The organism is Psychrobacter immobilis, assembly GCF_003148585.1.
Classification (GTDB): Bacteria; Pseudomonadota; Gammaproteobacteria; order Pseudomonadales; family Moraxellaceae; genus Psychrobacter; species Psychrobacter immobilis.
The window spans coordinates 318072-336342 of sequence record NZ_QGGM01000001.1 but is presented as its reverse complement, the minus strand read 5'-3'; the positions used below and the strand labels follow the sequence as shown (position 1 = coordinate 336342).

Below are 18271 nucleotides of genomic sequence, written 5' to 3'. Positions count from 1 at the left end.
TTATTTCTTAAATAATAACAGTCTATTAGACGAACATAGCGCAGTGGATTTGGTTTGCTGGCTATTTCTACTCGTCTAAAAACAGTAAGCAACAAAATGGAATAAGCCAGCCAGATTTAGCGCTATTTTTTAATATTAAATTTCTCGCATTAATTATTGCCAAATTGTTAATACTTCGTTATTATGCCTCTCATTATTTAAATGCTAACAATTATCATTAACATTGTTATTCGTATGAAAGACTTTGGCTTTGTCAAGACTCCAATCGTCTAAAAAATGGTTTTCAACAATAAGCGGTGCAACTGCCACAAGCTGTGCTCAACAGTAAATAGCTCTTAAAAATTCTAATTTGTGATAGTCAATAAGGTGAGTGTGTTATGCGTGAAGTAAAGTTATCAAAACTATCTAGTCAAATGACGGTATTGTCCATGGGCGTGGCAGCGGTATTATGGTCACAAGCAGTCAGTGCAGCACCTGCAGAAGACATGCCAAGCACCACGTTGCAGACCATTACGGTGACAGCCAATAGCTCAGTACGTGATAAAGTGCAAACCGATTCTGTTTACATAGAAGACTATACGCCAGCGCAGCAAGCAAGCCATTTAAGCGATTTTTTGAATGTCGTTCCTGGGGTTACGGTAGGTGGTACCTCTGCGGTCAATCAGCGTATTCGTATTCGTGGTCTTGAAGACAGCAACCTAAAAGTCACTATCGATGGGGCGCGTCAAGAAGGCAAACTTTTTTATCATATGGGTGACATTACTATTGACCCTGACTTGCTTAAGCAAGCAGATGTGGCAGTTGGCAACAATTCTGTCACGCTCGGTAACGATGCCATTGGCGGGGCGGTGGCTTTTAAAACCGTTGATGCAGCAGACTTGTTAAAACCGGGTCAAAGAATAGGAGCTAAAGTTCACGCAGGCTATGCCAGTAATAATGACGAGCTACTAACGTCAACGACTGTATATGCCGCACCAACGGACAATGTTGACTTACTGGCTTACTATGGCAAGCGTGATAGCGATTCTGGCGAAGATGGTAATGGTCGTGAGCTGTTTGAAGACAGTAAAACTGAAAGCATCTTATTAAAGGCGGGTGCTTATATTGCCGATGACCATCATATTGGCGCAAATTTCAGCCAAACTGAAAAGAAGGGGATTTTCCCATTCCGTCCAGACTTCCCTAGCCGCTCTGAGCCTCCAATTCCGCAACAGGTGAAGCGCGATACTTATGGTATTGATTATAGCTTTAATCCTAGCAACCCACTGATTGATGTAGATACCAACGTCTATCAAACCAAAACCCGCATTTTGCGCGATTCTGATTATATCAATGATCCAGGTTTTGATTTTAACGCACAAGTTCAAACCACAGGCGCAAAAATCCAAAACACAAGTGACATTGCTACGAATGTTGGCACACACAAACTCATCTCTGGTATTGAGCATTACAAAAAAGAATCGGAGATGGAGCGCGACTTCGTCAAAGCAGGGTCAGATGAGGCAACCAATACATCAGTATATCTAGAAGACCAATGGAGAAATGGTAAGCTCACTTTAACACCTGGTGTGCGTTATGACCGCTACAAATCTCCTGAGTTTATCTCTGGTGGCAAAACCTATGATAATGTCGTTGGTGCACTTGCTGCCAGCTATGAGATTGCACCATTGACGCAAGTATTTGCAAGCTACACGCAGTTATTTAATGGTCCTGACTTAAGCCAAACCATTTTTAATTCAAATGGTGACAAAACTTACGTTAATAATGACTTAAAAGCAGAAGAAGGGTCTAACGCTGAAGTGGGTATAGTCACAACGTTACGCGATCTAACGGTAGCCGGTGATGCACTACAACTAAGCGGTAAGTACTTTGAAACTGATATCGAAAACTATATCGAATTTGTTCGTTCTGGCGGAACTCGCGTTGGCTTAGACTGTGTCACTGGACAATTAGGTGGTGAATGTCAAGGCGTCATCAATAAAGATGAAGATTTTAAAATTAAAGGGGTTGAGCTCGCTGCCGACTATAAAATGAATAACTTTAGTATGGGTTTGAGCTATTCACGCGCACGCAGCGAAGGTGAAAAAACGGGCTACAGCATTCCATCAGTGACCGGAAGCAGCTCAGAATCAGGCGACAAATATATGGTCAATCTGGCTTATGCTCCAACAGAGACCACAGATATCGGCTGGCGCAGTACGTATGTCGCTTCAGTGATGCCGAATACGTCTGAAAATGAGATTGAAAAACCAAGCTATAATGTTCATGATATCTTTATGAACTATTCGCCAAAACAAGTTGATGGATTAAAAGCCACGCTTGGCGTTTATAATCTTTTTGATGAAGCCTATGCGAGTCACTCATCTCGTCTAAATCCGATTGATGATGTTGCTACTGACTTTGAGAAAGGTCGTAATATTAAAGCGTCATTGACGTATCAGTTCTAATCTTATTGTCACTTGATAATAGATGAAAGGGCCAGCTGTCTGTATAAGATAGCTGGCTTTTTTATGGTCAGTAAATGATGAAGCATGTGATAGCAATTACAACTTTTTTTGAATACCAATCAAAATAACCAATGAATAAAGAAACGATGAATAAAAAACCAATACTAATGACTTCATTTCCCCCTACGTTGCGTCAGAGCTGTTTATGGATTCATCGTTATACTGGGCTTGCGATGGCAGCTTTTTTGATCATTGCTGGTATCACGGGCACGCTATTGGCGTTTCATGATGAGCTAGATGATGTGTTTAATCACAAGCTGGCAAATATTGAAGCGCAACACAAGCCGCCACTATCGATCGCCACACTGCATGATGCTGTTATCAGCGCTTATCCACAGTATCAATTTTCTAGTATGCCAACGTCAGTAGAGCCTAACAAATCAGCGGTTTTTTCGGTAGATAGAACGCGAGGTCAGGCAGCAGATAATGCTCCTAAAGCCCCATTTCAAGAGGTATATGTCGATCCCTTTACTAGTGAAATCATCGGTACGCGTGATAAAGAGGCGTGGGCATGGCGCAATACGATGTACAAGGTATTCTGGTTGCACCGTGATTTATTGCTAGGTGATATCGGCAAATTAATACTGGGTATCGTGTCTTTAATCTGGACGATCAATTGCTTTATTGGCTTTTATTTAACCTTTCCAAGAGCAGTTAATGCCAATAAATCTCAACAAACCGCATTGAGAAAATCATCTGGCAAACCCCGCGCTTCATTTTTTAAACGCTGGCTACCTGCTTGGAAAATCCGCCGTAAGACCAATACTTTTAAGCTCAATTATGATTTGCATCATGCGTTTGGCTTATGGCTCTGGCTCATATTGTTTGTCATTGCGTGGTCGAGTGTTGGTTTTAATTTAAAATCGGTATATCAGCCTGTAATGCAAGCGCTAGTAGGACTTGAAGGTAGAGATGAAGGCAAAGAAAAGAAACAAAATAAGCCTGCGATAAATACTGAATCTAGTAGTGATGAGGCGACTACTATTGGCACTAATATGAACAGTACTAATAAGGTAGACAAGGCTAATAGTATTGCTTATTTAAGCAGGCAGGCAGAGATCGCCGCGCAAAAAAATGGCGTCAGCGTCCAGCAGCTATTGGGAGTGCGTTGGGTAGAAGAGGACAATCAATGGCAAATGCGCTTTAAAACCAATAAAGATATCGGTAAAAAAGGCGGTGCGTCATCTATCACGGTTGACGCCGCAACAGGCAATGTCGAGCGTGTTAATTTTGGGTATCAAAGCTCATTTGGTAATCAAGCTGATCAATGGATGGCAACGCTACACATGGGTCATATCAGCCATGGCGTAGGTCATTTATTGTATCAAATATTTTTAGCATTGACGGGGTTAGCCGTGGCGGTATTGTCTGGCACAGGTGTGTATTTATGGGTCAAAGGGCGTCAAAGTCGGTTAAAGCAAAGGCAAAAATTGACGGTTAAAGACAACTCTTTGAAGCGATTACGCGAAACCAGCCATTAAAGAGCAACTATAAGATATGCTGTACTTAAACCATATCCATAATAATGATGATGCAACCTTCAGAGGTCAAGGTGGTAACGTCAATATTACAGAGTACGGCTATCTTTGATAGTATTTATTAAGATCGCTAACTAAAGCTTTAATTGCAAAAATATACTGTAGGCTATCCCAACGGTAAATATCAAAAAAGCAAATTTTTCACCCAACATTACCCATCTATGCCATCTGTTGTTTTCGTCAAAGTTTTTTGTATAATCTACTGAAGCAATATTTTGAGTAAAATCCATCGGAATAACCACCAATCTTAGCACATACAAAGTCATGCCTAACCAAAACAGCGTATCTGCTATCTCTTTATTCACAGCGTAATAAAGGCATAGGCAAAAGCTAATGGTTAAAATTAATAGGGATAAGTTTTTGTAATTTATCCATCGATGATTCAATAAGATTTTATGCATCAACAATTCCTTTTATTGTTTGCAAAGCTCTGTACTTAAACCGCATCGACAATCACTGGGCGACCTTGATGATTGAGCACGGTAACATCGACGTTATACAGATCCTTCATGGTTGCTTGGGTGATGACCTCTGCAGGTTGACCAACAGCCATCACCTGACCCTCTTTCATAGTGACCACGGTATCGGCAAACTGCGCGGCTTGATTGATATCGTGCAGCACGATGACCACAGTTTTTTGCTGGCTATGACTCAATTCGCGCAGCTCACGCATCAGGCGACCAGCATGATACATATCCAAATTATTGAGCGGCTCATCGAGTAATAAGTAAGGCGTATCTTGGCAAACGATCATGGCAATCAATACCCGCTGACGCTGACCACCTGATAGTGTCGATAAAAAACGCTCGGCTAATGGCGCAAGCTCAAAACGTTCGATAATTTCTTGCACTTTTTGCTGATCATCAGCCGTCGGCTGTCCTTGATGATAAGGATAGCGCCCAAACATCAGCAGCTCATGCACGCGAAGTCGTCCTTGTACTTGGTTGTCTTGTCCAAGCATCGCCACAGTTTTGGACAAGGTTCGCGCATGACAGCTAACAATATCACGTTCCTCATTATCTACAGCGAAACTGACCTGTCCCGACTGTAGCGGTTGCAAGCGCGCCATAACTGAAAACAAGGTAGATTTACCTGCGCCATTGGGACCAATCAGGGCAATCACCTGTGCGCTTGGTAACGACAACGTAATGTTATGAAGAATTTGCTGTTTGCCAATATGGTGCGAGATGTTATTGAGTTTAATCATAGTGGTTCTTATTTTTACAAAGGATCTGATTTTTCATTACTATATCAATGGTTTTTAGATGATTGGCGACTAGGTCAGTGATTATTAAATAAGTACGATATTAACGACGCTGAGTCATAAAAATCAATATTAAGAATACCAAGCCACCAGCCAATTCAATGACCACCGATAGTACCCCTGCCATGCCCAGTATTTGCTCAAATATCGTCTGACCCAGTACCAAGCAAATCATCGCCACCAAACTGACCAATATCAGACGCTCGCTGTGATACATATGCCGAGCGATACGATTGGTTAGCGCACAAACCAACAGCCCAAAGAAAGTCACTGGACCGACCAATGCGGTTGCCGTGGCGACTAATACCGCAATGACCGTTAATAGTCCAAACGCTAGGCGTTGATAGTTGATACCGAGGTTAATGGCTTGTGATTTGCCAAGCATCAATACATCACATTGATAACGCCAGCGCCAGATAAACAGTGCGCTAATGGAACAGATAATAATGCTGATACCAAGGAGCTGCGGATTGACCGTATTAAATTGCGCGTAACTGGCAGATTGCACGACGACGAAATCATCAGGATTGATCAATCTGGCAATCAGCGCTGATAAGCTACGAAACAAGACCCCAAAGATAACGCCGACCAATATCAGTCGCGTCAGATCCTGACTGCTTTTTGAAAATAGTAGTCGAAATAATAGTAAAGATGCGCCAAACATTAAAACAATTTCAAGGGTGAATTTGGCAAGAGGATTGATACTGGTAAAACTTATTGCGCCCAAAAAGAAAACCAACAGGCTTTGTAATAAAACGTATAGCGAGTCAAAGCCCAGCAATGACGGCGTCAGGATAGGGTTGTGCGTCAAGGTTTGAAACAATAAGGTCGATACGCCAATCGCATAACCGACGACCATTAATGCAAGCAGTTTTTTACCACGTAATGGCAATGCAAAGTCCCAATGCCCGTTGACATTGACTGTCAAAAATAGGATGGTTGAGATCAGCAATATGATAGCGGCAATGGATTTTGGGTGATTGACTATAAATGTCCAGAGTCGCGCAAGACAACTTTGTCCAAAAGTAGTTTTGTCGTTATTTACTGAAGCACTGTCATCTATAGCGTTATTGGCTGCGGCGCTAGGCTTAGACGGTGAAAACATGCGTAAATCCTATAGTGCTAGGCTTATCTAATCAGACAAAACAACGATAAAAGAGAGAGAAGAGGCAAAGAGGTTTGATCAGTCGTTATGAATAAAAAACTTTATGGCGAGTTATTTTATTGCTCAGCAGGCGCACGTAATAATAGCCATAAAAACAGTACCGTACCAACGACTCCAAAAACCGTTGCCACAGGCACTTCAAATGGATAGCGAATCGAGCGTCCAATAATATCGCACAATAGCACTGCCGAAGCGCCCAATAATGCCACCGCTGGTAAGCTACGGCGCAATTTATCCCCCATCAGTCGGCTGACGATATTAGGCACGACCAAACCAATAAAAGGAATCATGCCAACGGTTACAACGACAACTGCACTCATCATCGCCACCATACCAACGCCAACCCATGTTACTTGTCGTTTGCTGATGCCTAAATTGAGCGCGATATTGTCACCCAGACCGACGATGGTCAGCTTGTCAGCAATGATATACGCCAGCACGCACAATCCGCCCGTCAGCCATAGCAGCTCGTAACGACCTGCTAAGACGCCAGAGAAATCACCAAATTGCCAAACGCTGAGCATCTGTAACGATTCTGTTTGATAGGCGATAAAGGTCGTCACTGCCTCGATAATGCCACCAAAGACAATGCCAATTAACGGGATCATCAAAAAATCCGTCGGTGGAATACGGTGGATCAGCAGCATAAACAGCATCATGCCAAATACCGCGGCGATGGTAGCTACACCCATTTTAACAATGAGCGCACTGGCTGGAAATAGCAGGCTAACCACCAGCAAGCCGAGCGCGGCGCTTTGAGTTGCACCGACCATCGATGGCTCAACGAAGCGGTTTTTGAGCACCACCTGAATAATCATCCCAGCAACTGCCATGGAAACACCGGTCAAGATAATAGCGATGGTACGCGGTAGGCGACTGACCAGTAGCAGTGAGCTGTCGGAGTTGGCGCTATGGTTGATAAGGCTGTGAAATATACCTGACCACGAAAAATCAGCCACACCGATTGATAAGCTTAATAACACCAAAAGCCCCATAATAATGAGGCTGCCCGTGTTGATGACCCACGGCGGTATAGAAGCACGGCGATTTTTAGAGCTTAGACCACGGCTTGCACTTTTTTGCCAACTCGTTGATGCGGCTGGTAAAGTAGGGCGGGCTTTAACGCTGGTCTGCGCACGAGAGGAAAATAACGGCATATCAGCTACTGGCTTAAAGTGAGGGTTGGCAACTGACAGTGATGACAGTTGCCTAAAAACGAATGACGCTTATTTAACGCATCATTTATTTAGCGTTAGCAAAAGCCTCTTTAATGGTCGTCAAATCCTGCATCCACTGATAATAACCACCAAAGGCAAGATATGAGTCTGGGCTAAGATAGACCACTTGATTCTTACTCCATGCGTTGGTTTGCGCGACCAGTGGATTGTCCAATACGGCTTTGGCACCCGCGCCATCTTCACCAATGGCGGCGCTGCGATCGACGACGAATAACCAGTCTGGATTGGTTTTTTGTATGTATTCAAACGAGATTGGCTGGCCGTGGCGCGCATCGGCGATTTGGTCATCTGCCATTGGAATATCAAGTACGGTATGGATAAAACCGTAGCGGGATTTGTCGCCGTAGGCAGACAGCTTATTGCCGTTGACCATGACCACTAAGCCTTTACCTTTATCTTTGGTTAATGTTTTGGTCTCATCAATGAGCCCGTCGATATTGCCTTGCAGTTTCGCTGCCTGAGCACTCTTACCGAACAATGCACCCAAATCATGCAAACGCTGCTTGCTCGATTCATAGATATTTGCGGTATCAATCGTCATGTCGAGCGTTGGCGCAATACTGGACAGCGCATCATATTTTTCTGCCATGCGTGAGCCGACCAAGATAGCTTGCGGCTGCATCGCGTTCAACGCCTCAAGATCTGGCTCAAATACGGTGCCGACAGTTTTTGGTTCAGGCTGTGTCTTAGACTGTAAGTTGTCTAATTTTAGACCGCTTGGCATACCATCGACAGCAACATCAAGCGCGGCCAAATCCTGCATCAACGTCATATCATAGACCACCAACGGCGATGGATTCATTGCCAAGTCGACATTACCTTTTACCGTGTCGACCGTGATTTTTTCAACAGAGACCGCATCGTTATTAGCGACATTCGAGGCATGATCTGCTGTTTGATTTTCAGTCTTAGCGTCAGCGGGCTCGGAGTCGTTAGATTCAGGTGAGCTACAACCTGTCACACTGATCGTAGCAACCAGAGCGGTCACCATGGCAGTCAGTAAAGGGCGTTTGAAAAAAGGAGTAGAGCGGTTAGGCAATAAAGTAATAGACATAAATAACTCGGTATATCAGCTGGTTGGACAAAGGATGTATCAAATAATCGGTCATATAAAAGTAAAAAGAACTTCATCGATGTAATGCTTCACACCATACAATGCTCGACGGTATTACTTTTGACGTTATGATTTTTTATGGGTTGTTTTTACGCTTAGCTATTGAGACGTTCAACATGCCTTAATATCTTGAGATTTTGTAATCTTAAAGATTCGCAGTCGATTAGGGGCTATGATAAATTAATTGAGACTCATTATCAATACAAATGATAATGGTTTTTATTACGTCACTTTATTTATGATTTGTGGCGGCCTTGGCAAAATAACTCTGTATAGCGATATTTGAGAAAGGATGGTCGAATGATTAAGTAGGTTTTGCTTATTAATAACGCTAAATTATTAGCTAATCATTTGCCTGCTAAGCAAAATTATTATAAATTTATTATTGATAATAATTATCGTTTGCATTATTATCTACGCCATTCTACCTCGGTTAATGAATATTAGGGTGTTATGAGTTCAACGGATTTAGACGCGCCACCACTTAAATTGATACTCGCAGCTATTATTATAGTGGTGGGCTTGCACGTGCTGACGGCAGTCGCATTGGTGGCGATCAAGACGCCTGATATAAAAGTTGAACCAAAAAAAGACACACCACCTATCGAGATAGAGATGGTGACGTTACCTGTCAAAACTGCCGTCCCTGAAGTAGAAGAAGTTCAGGAAGTAACGCCCAAAAAAGCAGCGCCTAAAACAGAGTCAAAACCTGAACCTAAAAAACAAGCACCGTCAAAACCTAAAGTAGCTCCAGTAGTGAAGGCTAAGCAAAATACACCAGAAAAACCGGTGGTAAAAGCCAAAAAGGCTGATATAGCACCTGTCGTAAAAGTAGAAAAAAAGAAGCCGGATATTATTAAAAAAGAGGTGTCGAAAAAGCCAATAGTAGAATCGAAAGTCGATACCTCAATGGCTGATAGTCAACGTGAAGCTGAAGAACGACGTAAGATTCTAGCAGTAGAATCACAAAAGGCCGCTCAAGAAGCCCATGATAGAGCGGTGCAAGACGCTAAGAGAATAGCCGATGCCAAGGCTGCCCGAGAGGCTCAAGCCGAAGCGAATGCTAGAAAAGCAGCAGAAGACAAAGCGGCTAAAGATGCCGCGCAAAAAGCAGCAGCCGCTGCAAGTAATGAACCCGTGAGCTTTACTGCTAGTGCTGCAGACTGGGCATCAGCGCCAAACTTTAGCTTTCCTACTCGAGCCGCTCGTAGAGCATCTTCGGGTGATACATTCAAAGTGGTATTGATATTAAGAGTGAATAAGCAGGGCGGTATTGATAGCGCCCGGGTTGCTCAATCTTCAGGCAATTCAATAGTAGATAAAGAGGCGAAGCGTCAAGTAAGCTCTGGAAAATTCAGACCTTTTACTAAAAATGGCGTGCCAGTCGTCGGTAATGTGACATTACCTGTTACTTATAATGTGCCATAAATACATGGTTATTAGTACCAAGCATCGGCGCAATCGCAAATAATCGAACAATGGTAATAAAATACAAAGGAGTCTGACATGGACTTTATGCAATACTGGCAAATCAGCGACATGGTGACAAAAACTTTGTTCTTTTTGTTGCTTGCTTTATCTATTCTTTCTTGGGTGACAGGCATCATTCGTGTGCTACAAAGCCGCAAATTGGCCGCCAATGTTGCAGATGATTTGAGTCAGCAGATTCAAGTAAAACAGGCTGAGATGATAGCAGCAGATGCCACTACTCGCCGTTTGGTTACTGAGCAGATCTTGCTCAAGCATATTGGTCGTTACCGTTTTGCCAGTGAGCGCGGCTTACCTATTCTTGGGACGACGGCCGCAATTGCGCCATTTATCGGTTTGTTTGGGACGGTATGGGGTATTTTTCATGCGCTACATAATATTGGCATGAGTGGGCAAGCAGGCTTGGGACAAGTGGCAGGGCCAGTCGGTGAGGCACTTATCATGACAGGTTTGGGGATCGCCGTGGCGATTCCAGCCGTGGTGTTTTATAATCTTGCAGTGCGTATCAATCGCCGTGTGATGTATCACGCCAACGATAGAGCGCATGACTTATTGGCACGTTCTGCCGAAATGGTCGTTACCCAGCAGCCGTTAACGGACAGCAAATCGACTGTTACCCAAGATTCGTTAGCAAAGGGTATGCACTCAAACACAGCAGATGCTCAGCGAGTGACTCATTATCACAGTTCAGCCGCGTCGCAGCCTTAACGACTATCCATTGATGGGGCAGTTTGTTAGGCGATAGCCAAGCGAGCTATATTGCGAATAACCAAATGTATTGAGAGTGATTATGGCATTTCAATTGGGTGATGATGACAGTCAAAGTATGAGTGAGATGAACCTCATTCCGCTTATCGACATCATGCTGGTATTGATGATTATATTTCTATTGACGGCGACCGTACTGAATCCGACAGTGCCATTAGAGTTGCCGAAGACCAGTGCTGCGTTAAATGAGGCGCCACCAGAGGCTATTCAAATTAGCATCGATAAAGACGCAGGGATATTTTGGGACAGCGATGCGATTAGCATGGAGGAGTTAGAGGCAAGGTTACAGCAGCAAAGTGCTGGAGGTAAAGACCCTTCTGTACAATTGCGTGCTGACAAAGACAGTAAGTATGACACGGTCGCTCAAGTGCTAGCCGCTGCCAGTCAAGCAGGACTTACAAAGATAGCCTTTGTCAATGAATAAGGCGAGTCTATAAAAAACGTGATTATCATATGATGTTTGCTAGATAGCCAACCATCAAAAAGGTAGCTAATATAATAATAAAACAAAAATAATAAACTTTTCTCCAGCCTCAATGGGTACTTAAACCTCAAATTAAGTACTCATTGGGGTTTTCTTTTTACCAGCCATAGCCAAAGGGATGATAGCCGTAACCGAAGCGCCCAGGCCCGTAGCCAAACGGATAAGGCGAACGTAGGTAATCGAGATCACGTTGACGGATATAGTAGTAACGTCCTTGCGCGTAAGCTTCTTCTAGCTTTTCGATGCCTTCGAGCGGACAAACGGGCTGCCAGTCGTAGCCTTCGCGACCAAGTTTATAAGCATTGAGCTCGGTGCAGTAGCTTTTGAGACCTTGCTGTCGCCCTTGCTCCCATTGTATGCGGTTGGGCATGGGACCACCTACCTTTGCGCAGCTATCAGCGTAATGACCGAAATAAGCACCTGAACGCCCTTGCAAGCCATCAGCATAGCCGACTTCTTGCCAGTTGCTTTCCTGACATTGCTGCGGGGTAAGATTTTGCGTCGTTGCACAGCCTGATAGGGTAAATAAGGCAGCGCCTACTAGCGAAAGGGTAAGTCCAGTTTTACTCATGAGTTTATGGACACATTTGCTCGCTAGTGAAGCGGTCGATGAGTTTCGCTTAAGAAGATAATTCATAATAAACCTGCGCGCGTTTAAAATTATGGTTTATCATAGCACTTTTTGATGCTGACAACTTTTTGTATCTCCTTATTATGCTGTTTTTTATTCGAGTTAAGTGTTTGATCTATTAGCACATATAGCCAAGCCATCGAGATTCGAAAACGCAGGTGGTTGGTGATTATCAACTCATCATGCTTGATTTTTAACGGTTCGTGCTCATTATAAGCTTCTATATAGTAGCCAGTATTTAGATAATCATTCGTGAAACAGCTGCTAATTAGAACGCTACTGGTTAGAAAATGACTGGTTAAAAAGTTACTGCTCAAACAATCAATGATGGCTTTTTTATAGTTAGCTGGGCAATCACTGTCTTTGTTGTAGCCTGTTGTATAGATAGTAGCGGTTTTATTTTTTAGTAGCATTTTCATTTATCCAAAAGGCCGGACCATCATGGGAACATTCATTGGCGTTATCATTGTACTATTTGTATTAGGGAGTATGATGGCGCTCAAACCTAACGGTATCGATCAGCGTTTGGATAAGCTGCGCATGACCGCGCGTCGTTTGCAATTGAATCCAAAGCTGGTGAGCTGTCCTGATTGGATCAAAGGTAAAGACAACGAATATGGGCGTGGAATGTTAGGTCAATATTGTTTAGTGTTAGATGATGTGCAGCTGCCGCACACGCGCTATCAAGTGATTGATGGGCAATGGCGACCAGATAGTAGTTTTGTCGATACAACCAAAGATGATGTTAAGCTCACGATTCCAAGTGCGATTCGTGCTAATAACAGCACTAATAATACGATTGTCAAAAAGACCAATTTTAGCTTGGATAAAGCGCCGCTAGACTTGCCAGTCAGTATTGAGCCGTTTGTTAAAGGTTTGCTGACTAAGGCCAATAGTATCGTGATTTATTGGGAAGATATCGCTTATGTGCGTCCTTCATCCAATCCCGCTTATCAGCAAAAATTGATTGAAGCAGATTTGTTGGTGCTCAAAAAACAGCTTGAACAATGGGCGTCAGAGATGCAAAAGCGCCTATAAAACGGCTACAAGGTAGAAAATCATTTTTTAATCTCCATTTATAAGCAATATGCAAGCACTTTTGGCAAACTCTCAGTCATTTACAGTTGACAGTGTAACGCTTAGCAGTGTAACGTCTTTATAACTGACTCTTTATCTTATGGTTATTGTTTGTTTTATAAACGTTTTTTTAAGCAGCTATTACTATAATGATTCACCGCGCTACTATAACTCACAATTATAAATTGCCATGCTGCTGTATTTATTCTTACTTTTAATTTACTCATATAATAATGGTGTCGTCACATATGGCAAAAACCGCAACCAAAAAAAGTCCAGCGCCCGCTGCTGGTAATCCCAAAGGCAGTCCAAAGGGCAAGTCTTTGGTGATTGTAGAATCACCTGCCAAGGCAAAAACAATCAATAAATACCTTGGCGATGACTTTATCGTGCGCTCCAGTATTGGTCATGTCCGTGATCTACCAGTTGGCGCAAGCAAAAGTACAAAAAAACCAACAACGACCAAAAAAGATGACAGTCTAAGCAAAGAAGAAAAAACCCAGCAAGCCTTGGTACGGCGCATGGGCGTCGATCCAGAACATGACTGGGCAGCAGTTTATGAAGTGTTACCTAACAAAACTAAGGTCATTAAAGAGCTGAAAGCTTTAGCCAAAGACGCTGACAAAATCTATCTGGCAACGGATATGGATAGAGAAGGGGAAGCGATTGCGTGGCATCTTAAAGAAGTCATCGGCGGTCCAGACAGTAAATACGAGCGTGTGGTTTTTAACGAGATTACCAAATCAGCCATTCAAAATGCGTTTAAGCAGCCCTCCAAACTTGATATCGATCGTGTCAATGCCCAACAAGCACGGCGCTTTTTAGACCGTGTCGTTGGCTTTATGGTATCGCCGCTGCTGTGGCAGAAGGTTGCTCGCGGTCTCTCTGCAGGTCGCGTCCAGTCCGTTGCTATGCGTTTGGTCGTAGAAAGAGAACATGAAATTCGCGCCTTTATACCAGAAGAGTATTGGCAAATTCATGCCGATACTCACGTTGCCAGTAGCAAAGAGGACGCTGAGCAAATTGCGATTCGCTTAGAGGCGACCAAGCAAGGCGGCAAAACGCTTAAGCTCGTCAATAAAGAGCAGACAGATAAAGTTTTAGAAATTCTTAACTCAAGTGACTTTATCGTCAAAGAGCGTGAAGAGAAGCCAACGCAGTCGCGTCCGAGTGCGCCATTTATCACCTCGACATTGCAGCAAGCAGCCAGCACACGATTGGGCTTTTCAGTTAAAAAGACCATGATTTTGGCACAGCGCTTATACGAAGCGGGTCATATTACTTATATGCGTACCGATTCGACTTTCTTATCTGGTGATGCACTTGCTGCGGTACGTGGCTATATCGAAGACAGCTATGGCGCAAAATACGTACCAGAAAAGCCAAATTTCTACGGCAACAAACAAGGCGCACAAGAGGCGCATGAGGCGATTCGTCCTTCTAACGTCAATATGAAGTCAACGCAGCTTAAAGGGGTCGAGCGTGATGCCATCCGCCTGTACGAGCTGATTTGGCGTCAGTTTGTCGCTTGTCAGATGCTGCCAGCAAAATACTTGTCAGTGAATCTATTCGTCGCTGCCAATGATGTCGAGTTAAAAGCACGTGGTCGTACGTTAGTATTTGATGGTTACACCAAGGTTATGCCACCAGCGAAGACTGACGATACCTTATTACCAGATGTGAAAAAAGGCGATAAACTAATACTAGATAAGCTCGATCCGAGTCAGCATTTCACCAAGCCGCCACCGCGCTATACCGAGGCAAGTTTGGTGAAAGAGCTTGAGAAAAAAGGCATCGGGCGTCCATCGACTTACGCCTCTATCATCTCGACCATTCAAGATCGCGGCTATGTGAAGCTTGAGAACAAGCGTCTGTTTGCTGAAAAAATGGGTGATATCGTCACCGACAGACTAACCGCAAGCTTTCCAGATTTGATGGATTATACCTTTACCGCCGCGCTAGAGGACAAGCTTGACCATGTCGCAGAAGGCGATACAGATTGGAAAGATGTCCTTGATAATTTCTATGGCGACTTCAAAACGACGCTTGATCGTGCCAAAGAAAAAGATGGCATGCGCCCAAATGATCCCACTGACGTACCGGACGTGCATTGCGATCTTTGCGATCGTCCAATGCAATTACGTACTGGCTCAACGGGTGTATTCTTAGGGTGTACTGGCTATAATTTACCGCCAAAAGAGCGCTGTAAAGGCACTAAGAATTTAATGCCCGTAGAAGCTTTTGCCAATCTTGATGAGGCAGAAGGCGATGATGAAGCGGCAGAAGTTCGCGATTTGATGGAGAAAAAGCGTTGCCCGAAATGTAGCACGGCAATGAATGGCTATATCGTCGATGGCGGTCTGAAACTGCATGTGTGTGGTAACAATCCTGATTGTGATGGTTATGTCTTAGAAGAAGGCAAGTTCGAAGTGCCTGGCTCTGATTCTCCAACTATTGACTGTAATAAGTGCGATGGACAAATGGAGCTAAAGACGGGACGTTTTGGTCCTTACTTCGCTTGTCAGCAATGTGATAACACCCGTAAAGTATTAAAAACAGGCGAAGCCGCACCGCCGCGCATGGATCCTATTCATCTACCAGAGCTGAAATCAACCAAGCACGATGATTACTTTATCTTGCGTGAAGGGGCAGCTGGGATGTTCTTGGCAGCGTCTAAATTCCCGAAAGTGCGCGAGACACGCGCACCCAAGCTGGCTGAGCTACGCCAAATCAAAGATAAAATGGAAGATAAATTCCAGTATCTGTTTGAAGGTCCAGATGAAGATCCAGATGGTAATCCAACCATTCTACGCTGGTCACGTAAGAAGAAAGAGCAATATATCGGCTCTGAGAAAAATGGTAAGGCCACACGTTGGGGTGTGTATTGGCGTAATGGCAAGTGGGTAGAGGAGTAAGTCTTCTTTACCTTTTATATTGGTGATTGATTGTTAATATATGAGCTTCTGTATCACCAATATTGTTTTAAGCTATAAAATTTTAAACAAAAAAGACCTCTTAGAATCTAAGAGGTTTTTTTGTGCTATTCATATTTGTGATATCAATAACAGCTAAGTTCAGATGCTATTAGTTCTTTTCGATGATACCGCAAGCAACGCGGTCACCTGCATTACCAGCTGGTTGGCTAGTATAGTCATCAGCACCGCTATGCACGATAAAGGCTAGACGATTAACGCTATATTTACCTGCATCAGCGACAGAGATTTTCTTATTCACATAGTTAAAAGTAGCCACGCCATCTGCATTGGCAGTCAGGTTAGGCAAGTCGCCAGCATGACCATTCATGTCGTCAGGGTTAGAGTGTGGTTTATTATCTGGATTAAAGTGACCACCTGCCGCTTTACCCATATCAGCACAGCTACCGGTTTCATGAATATGTAATGATACTGTTTTGCCCGGCTGCAAATTCATCAGCTTACCGTAGACTTGTACGCCGCCATCAACTGGACGTAAGAATACTTGACCCACTTCATTTTTATTACCAGCGACTGCATTGATAGTAGATTTTAAGGCAGGTTGGCTAAGTGGATTGCCAGTTTGCATTTGACCTTCGACGGTTTGGCAACCCGTCATTACTAACGCTGAACCACATAATAGGGCACTTGCAAGCATCGTCTTATTCATTATTATCTCCAATTATTTTTAATATTTAGTTATTTTTGATAAAAAGCTAACTCTTGTTTATAGGTAAGTATCTTTTGATTTCTATAAACATTCGTTAATGTCGTCATCAGTATAGCTAAGGATTAGATATAGTTATTCATCAACTGCGCAACAATCGGTTAATAAATGTAAGTATCGTATGGGTTTGAAACTTGTTCACGGTATTTTCTTTACTTCGTTTTGCCATACTAAGGTTTCGGCAGTCTCCATTGTTTGCAATAAATTATAGCGAGGCATATCAGTCTGATCGTCTGCTGTTGGCGATATTGATTGTGAAGGTTGCAAACTCAAACTAAGAGTGCTCTGGCTATTACTAATAAGCTTAGCAAGCTCGCCCTCAATTCTATTACCAGTAACACCGCAGCCCATGAGCGTTTGTGGTCCCGAGCCAACTAGCAATGTATAATCTTTCATCAAAATATAAGGACCACCGATATCATTGCAGCTAGAACTAAAAAATGCGTATTGACTATCGTCATACCCTCTAAATTTTAGCGACACTGGAAACTCTGGATGATAAAAATGACCAATAGACTCTCGAGATATTACCTGCCCTTTGTCATTAAAAGTATTATGAACGGCGCTAACCAGCCGCCAGTCATAGTGCTCTAATAATGCCTTATCAATAGGGATTCCAGTCGGTTCTTTAAATGTCCTAGGCGTACCATCAAATGTTAACGTATTGCCATTTTCGATTTTAATGACCAAGTTTTTCGATGCCATTTGAGTATTAACGAGTTTGATTTTTGCGACTGGTAATAGCTCAACATCTAACTTAATAATATTATTATCGTTAGGAAATAACTTTTTGATATTTGTGTTACTTACTTTATTTTCAGTAGCACTTTCGCAGGTCGAGGATCTTTCTCTAAGCTCGCTACCATACTCAAAAGGCGGTGCGGACATCCATACGAATCTGATAGCAAAATGTTGGCAGCCTTGAAACAAGCTTAACGAACTGGGCGCTACTTCTAAAGTAATCGGCGCGTCAGTGTTAATATTAATAGCGTTGCTTTTTTTGTCTTCAACTTGTGTTAACTGCCAATGATAATTACTTGCCCATTGCAGCGTCGTAACTTCGTTAGCTGTTTCATCAGCTACCACTACAATTTTTTCTTCCAGCTTTTCAGTTTTTATGATGGGCTGATATGATATTGGGGTAGAAGTGCTAAAGCCAGTCATCATTGAGTTAGTAGGTATAGAGTTATCTTTTGCAATATTGGACTGACAGCCTATTAGCGCTGCTGGAAAAGAGATAGCGAGCAATAAAGATAGAGTTAAGCGGTTTAAAGTCATTTTCGTTACTACATCAACAT

Annotated in this window: 15 protein-coding genes; 7 read left to right on the top strand and 8 right to left on the bottom strand. The window is 43.1% G+C overall.

Annotated elements, in window-relative coordinates; genetic code table 11:
* The first annotated feature begins 377 nt into the window (after positions 1 to 377).
* Both C8D84_RS01460 and C8D84_RS01455 read left to right on the top strand, forming a co-directional pair.
* On the top strand, positions 378 to 2447 hold the full coding sequence (locus C8D84_RS01460; protein ID WP_109589464.1) for a TonB-dependent receptor domain-containing protein: 2070 nt from the start codon (positions 378 to 380) through the stop codon (positions 2445 to 2447).
* 167 nt (positions 2448 to 2614) lie between these two features.
* Positions 2615 to 3988: a PepSY-associated TM helix domain-containing protein gene (locus tag C8D84_RS01455; RefSeq protein ID WP_109589640.1), complete on the top strand. Its 1374-nt coding sequence runs from the start codon at positions 2615 to 2617 to the stop codon at positions 3986 to 3988.
* Between the two features lie 131 nt (positions 3989 to 4119).
* Here C8D84_RS01455 and C8D84_RS01450 read toward each other — a convergent pair whose 3' ends face one another.
* The 5 genes from C8D84_RS01450 to C8D84_RS01430 form a co-directional block, all read right to left on the bottom strand.
* Entirely contained in the window at positions 4120 to 4446 is a 327-nt protein-coding gene (locus C8D84_RS01450) for a hypothetical protein (protein ID WP_109589463.1), read from the bottom strand.
* Positions 4447 to 4481: 35 nt separating this feature from the next.
* Positions 4482 to 5252 carry an iron ABC transporter ATP-binding protein gene (locus tag C8D84_RS01445; protein WP_109589461.1) on the bottom strand — a complete coding sequence of 257 codons (771 nt, stop codon included), beginning with the start codon at positions 5250 to 5252 and terminating at the stop codon, positions 4482 to 4484.
* Between the two features lie 100 nt (positions 5253 to 5352).
* A complete protein-coding gene (locus C8D84_RS01440) occupies positions 5353 to 6414 on the bottom strand; it encodes an iron chelate uptake ABC transporter family permease subunit (protein ID WP_228244396.1) in 1062 nt (353 codons plus the stop codon).
* A gap of 116 nt (positions 6415 to 6530) precedes the next feature.
* Positions 6531 to 7631, bottom strand: a complete 1101-nt coding sequence (locus C8D84_RS01435) for an ABC transporter permease (RefSeq protein WP_095849340.1) — start codon at positions 7629 to 7631, stop codon at positions 6531 to 6533.
* A gap of 85 nt (positions 7632 to 7716) precedes the next feature.
* Entirely contained in the window at positions 7717 to 8766 is a 1050-nt protein-coding gene (locus tag C8D84_RS01430; protein WP_109589459.1) for a siderophore ABC transporter substrate-binding protein, read from the bottom strand.
* A 513-nt stretch (positions 8767 to 9279) separates the two neighbouring features.
* Between C8D84_RS01430 and C8D84_RS01425 the strand changes: the two genes are divergently transcribed.
* The 3 genes from C8D84_RS01425 to C8D84_RS01415 all read left to right on the top strand — a co-directional run bounded on the left by C8D84_RS01425 (position 9280) and on the right by C8D84_RS01415 (position 11506).
* Positions 9280 to 10254: an energy transducer TonB gene (locus C8D84_RS01425; RefSeq protein WP_109589457.1), complete on the top strand. Its 975-nt coding sequence runs from the start codon at positions 9280 to 9282 to the stop codon at positions 10252 to 10254.
* Positions 10255 to 10332: 78 nt separating this feature from the next.
* Positions 10333 to 11022, top strand: a complete 690-nt coding sequence (locus tag C8D84_RS01420; protein ID WP_087814411.1) for a MotA/TolQ/ExbB proton channel family protein — start codon at positions 10333 to 10335, stop codon at positions 11020 to 11022.
* An 82-nt stretch (positions 11023 to 11104) separates the two neighbouring features.
* Complete coding sequence (locus C8D84_RS01415) at positions 11105 to 11506, top strand: ExbD/TolR family protein (RefSeq protein ID WP_045444454.1); 402 nt, start codon at positions 11105 to 11107, stop codon at positions 11504 to 11506.
* 157 nt (positions 11507 to 11663) lie between these two features.
* On the opposite strand, the gene C8D84_RS01410 is transcribed toward C8D84_RS01415, so the two are convergent.
* Positions 11664 to 12137: a DUF2799 domain-containing protein gene (locus C8D84_RS01410; RefSeq protein WP_109589456.1), complete on the bottom strand. Its 474-nt coding sequence runs from the start codon at positions 12135 to 12137 to the stop codon at positions 11664 to 11666.
* A 501-nt stretch (positions 12138 to 12638) separates the two neighbouring features.
* On the opposite strand from C8D84_RS01410, the gene C8D84_RS01400 reads away from it, so the two are divergent.
* Together C8D84_RS01400 and topA are read left to right on the top strand one after the other, a co-directional pair.
* A complete protein-coding gene (locus C8D84_RS01400) occupies positions 12639 to 13235 on the top strand; it encodes a hypothetical protein (protein ID WP_109589452.1) in 597 nt (198 codons plus the stop codon).
* A gap of 287 nt (positions 13236 to 13522) precedes the next feature.
* A complete protein-coding gene (gene topA, locus C8D84_RS01395; protein WP_109589450.1) occupies positions 13523 to 16189 on the top strand; it encodes a type I DNA topoisomerase in 2667 nt (888 codons plus the stop codon).
* A 169-nt stretch (positions 16190 to 16358) separates the two neighbouring features.
* Here the strand turns inward: topA and C8D84_RS01390 are convergent, their stop codons facing one another.
* On the bottom strand, positions 16359 to 16916 hold the full coding sequence (locus tag C8D84_RS01390) for a superoxide dismutase family protein (RefSeq protein ID WP_109589449.1): 558 nt from the start codon (positions 16914 to 16916) through the stop codon (positions 16359 to 16361).
* Between the two features lie 195 nt (positions 16917 to 17111).
* Positions 17112 to 18251, bottom strand: coding sequence for an META domain-containing protein (locus C8D84_RS01385; RefSeq protein ID WP_109589447.1), 1140 nt, complete (start codon positions 18249 to 18251; stop codon positions 17112 to 17114).
* Positions 18252 to 18271: the final 20 nt, after the last annotated feature.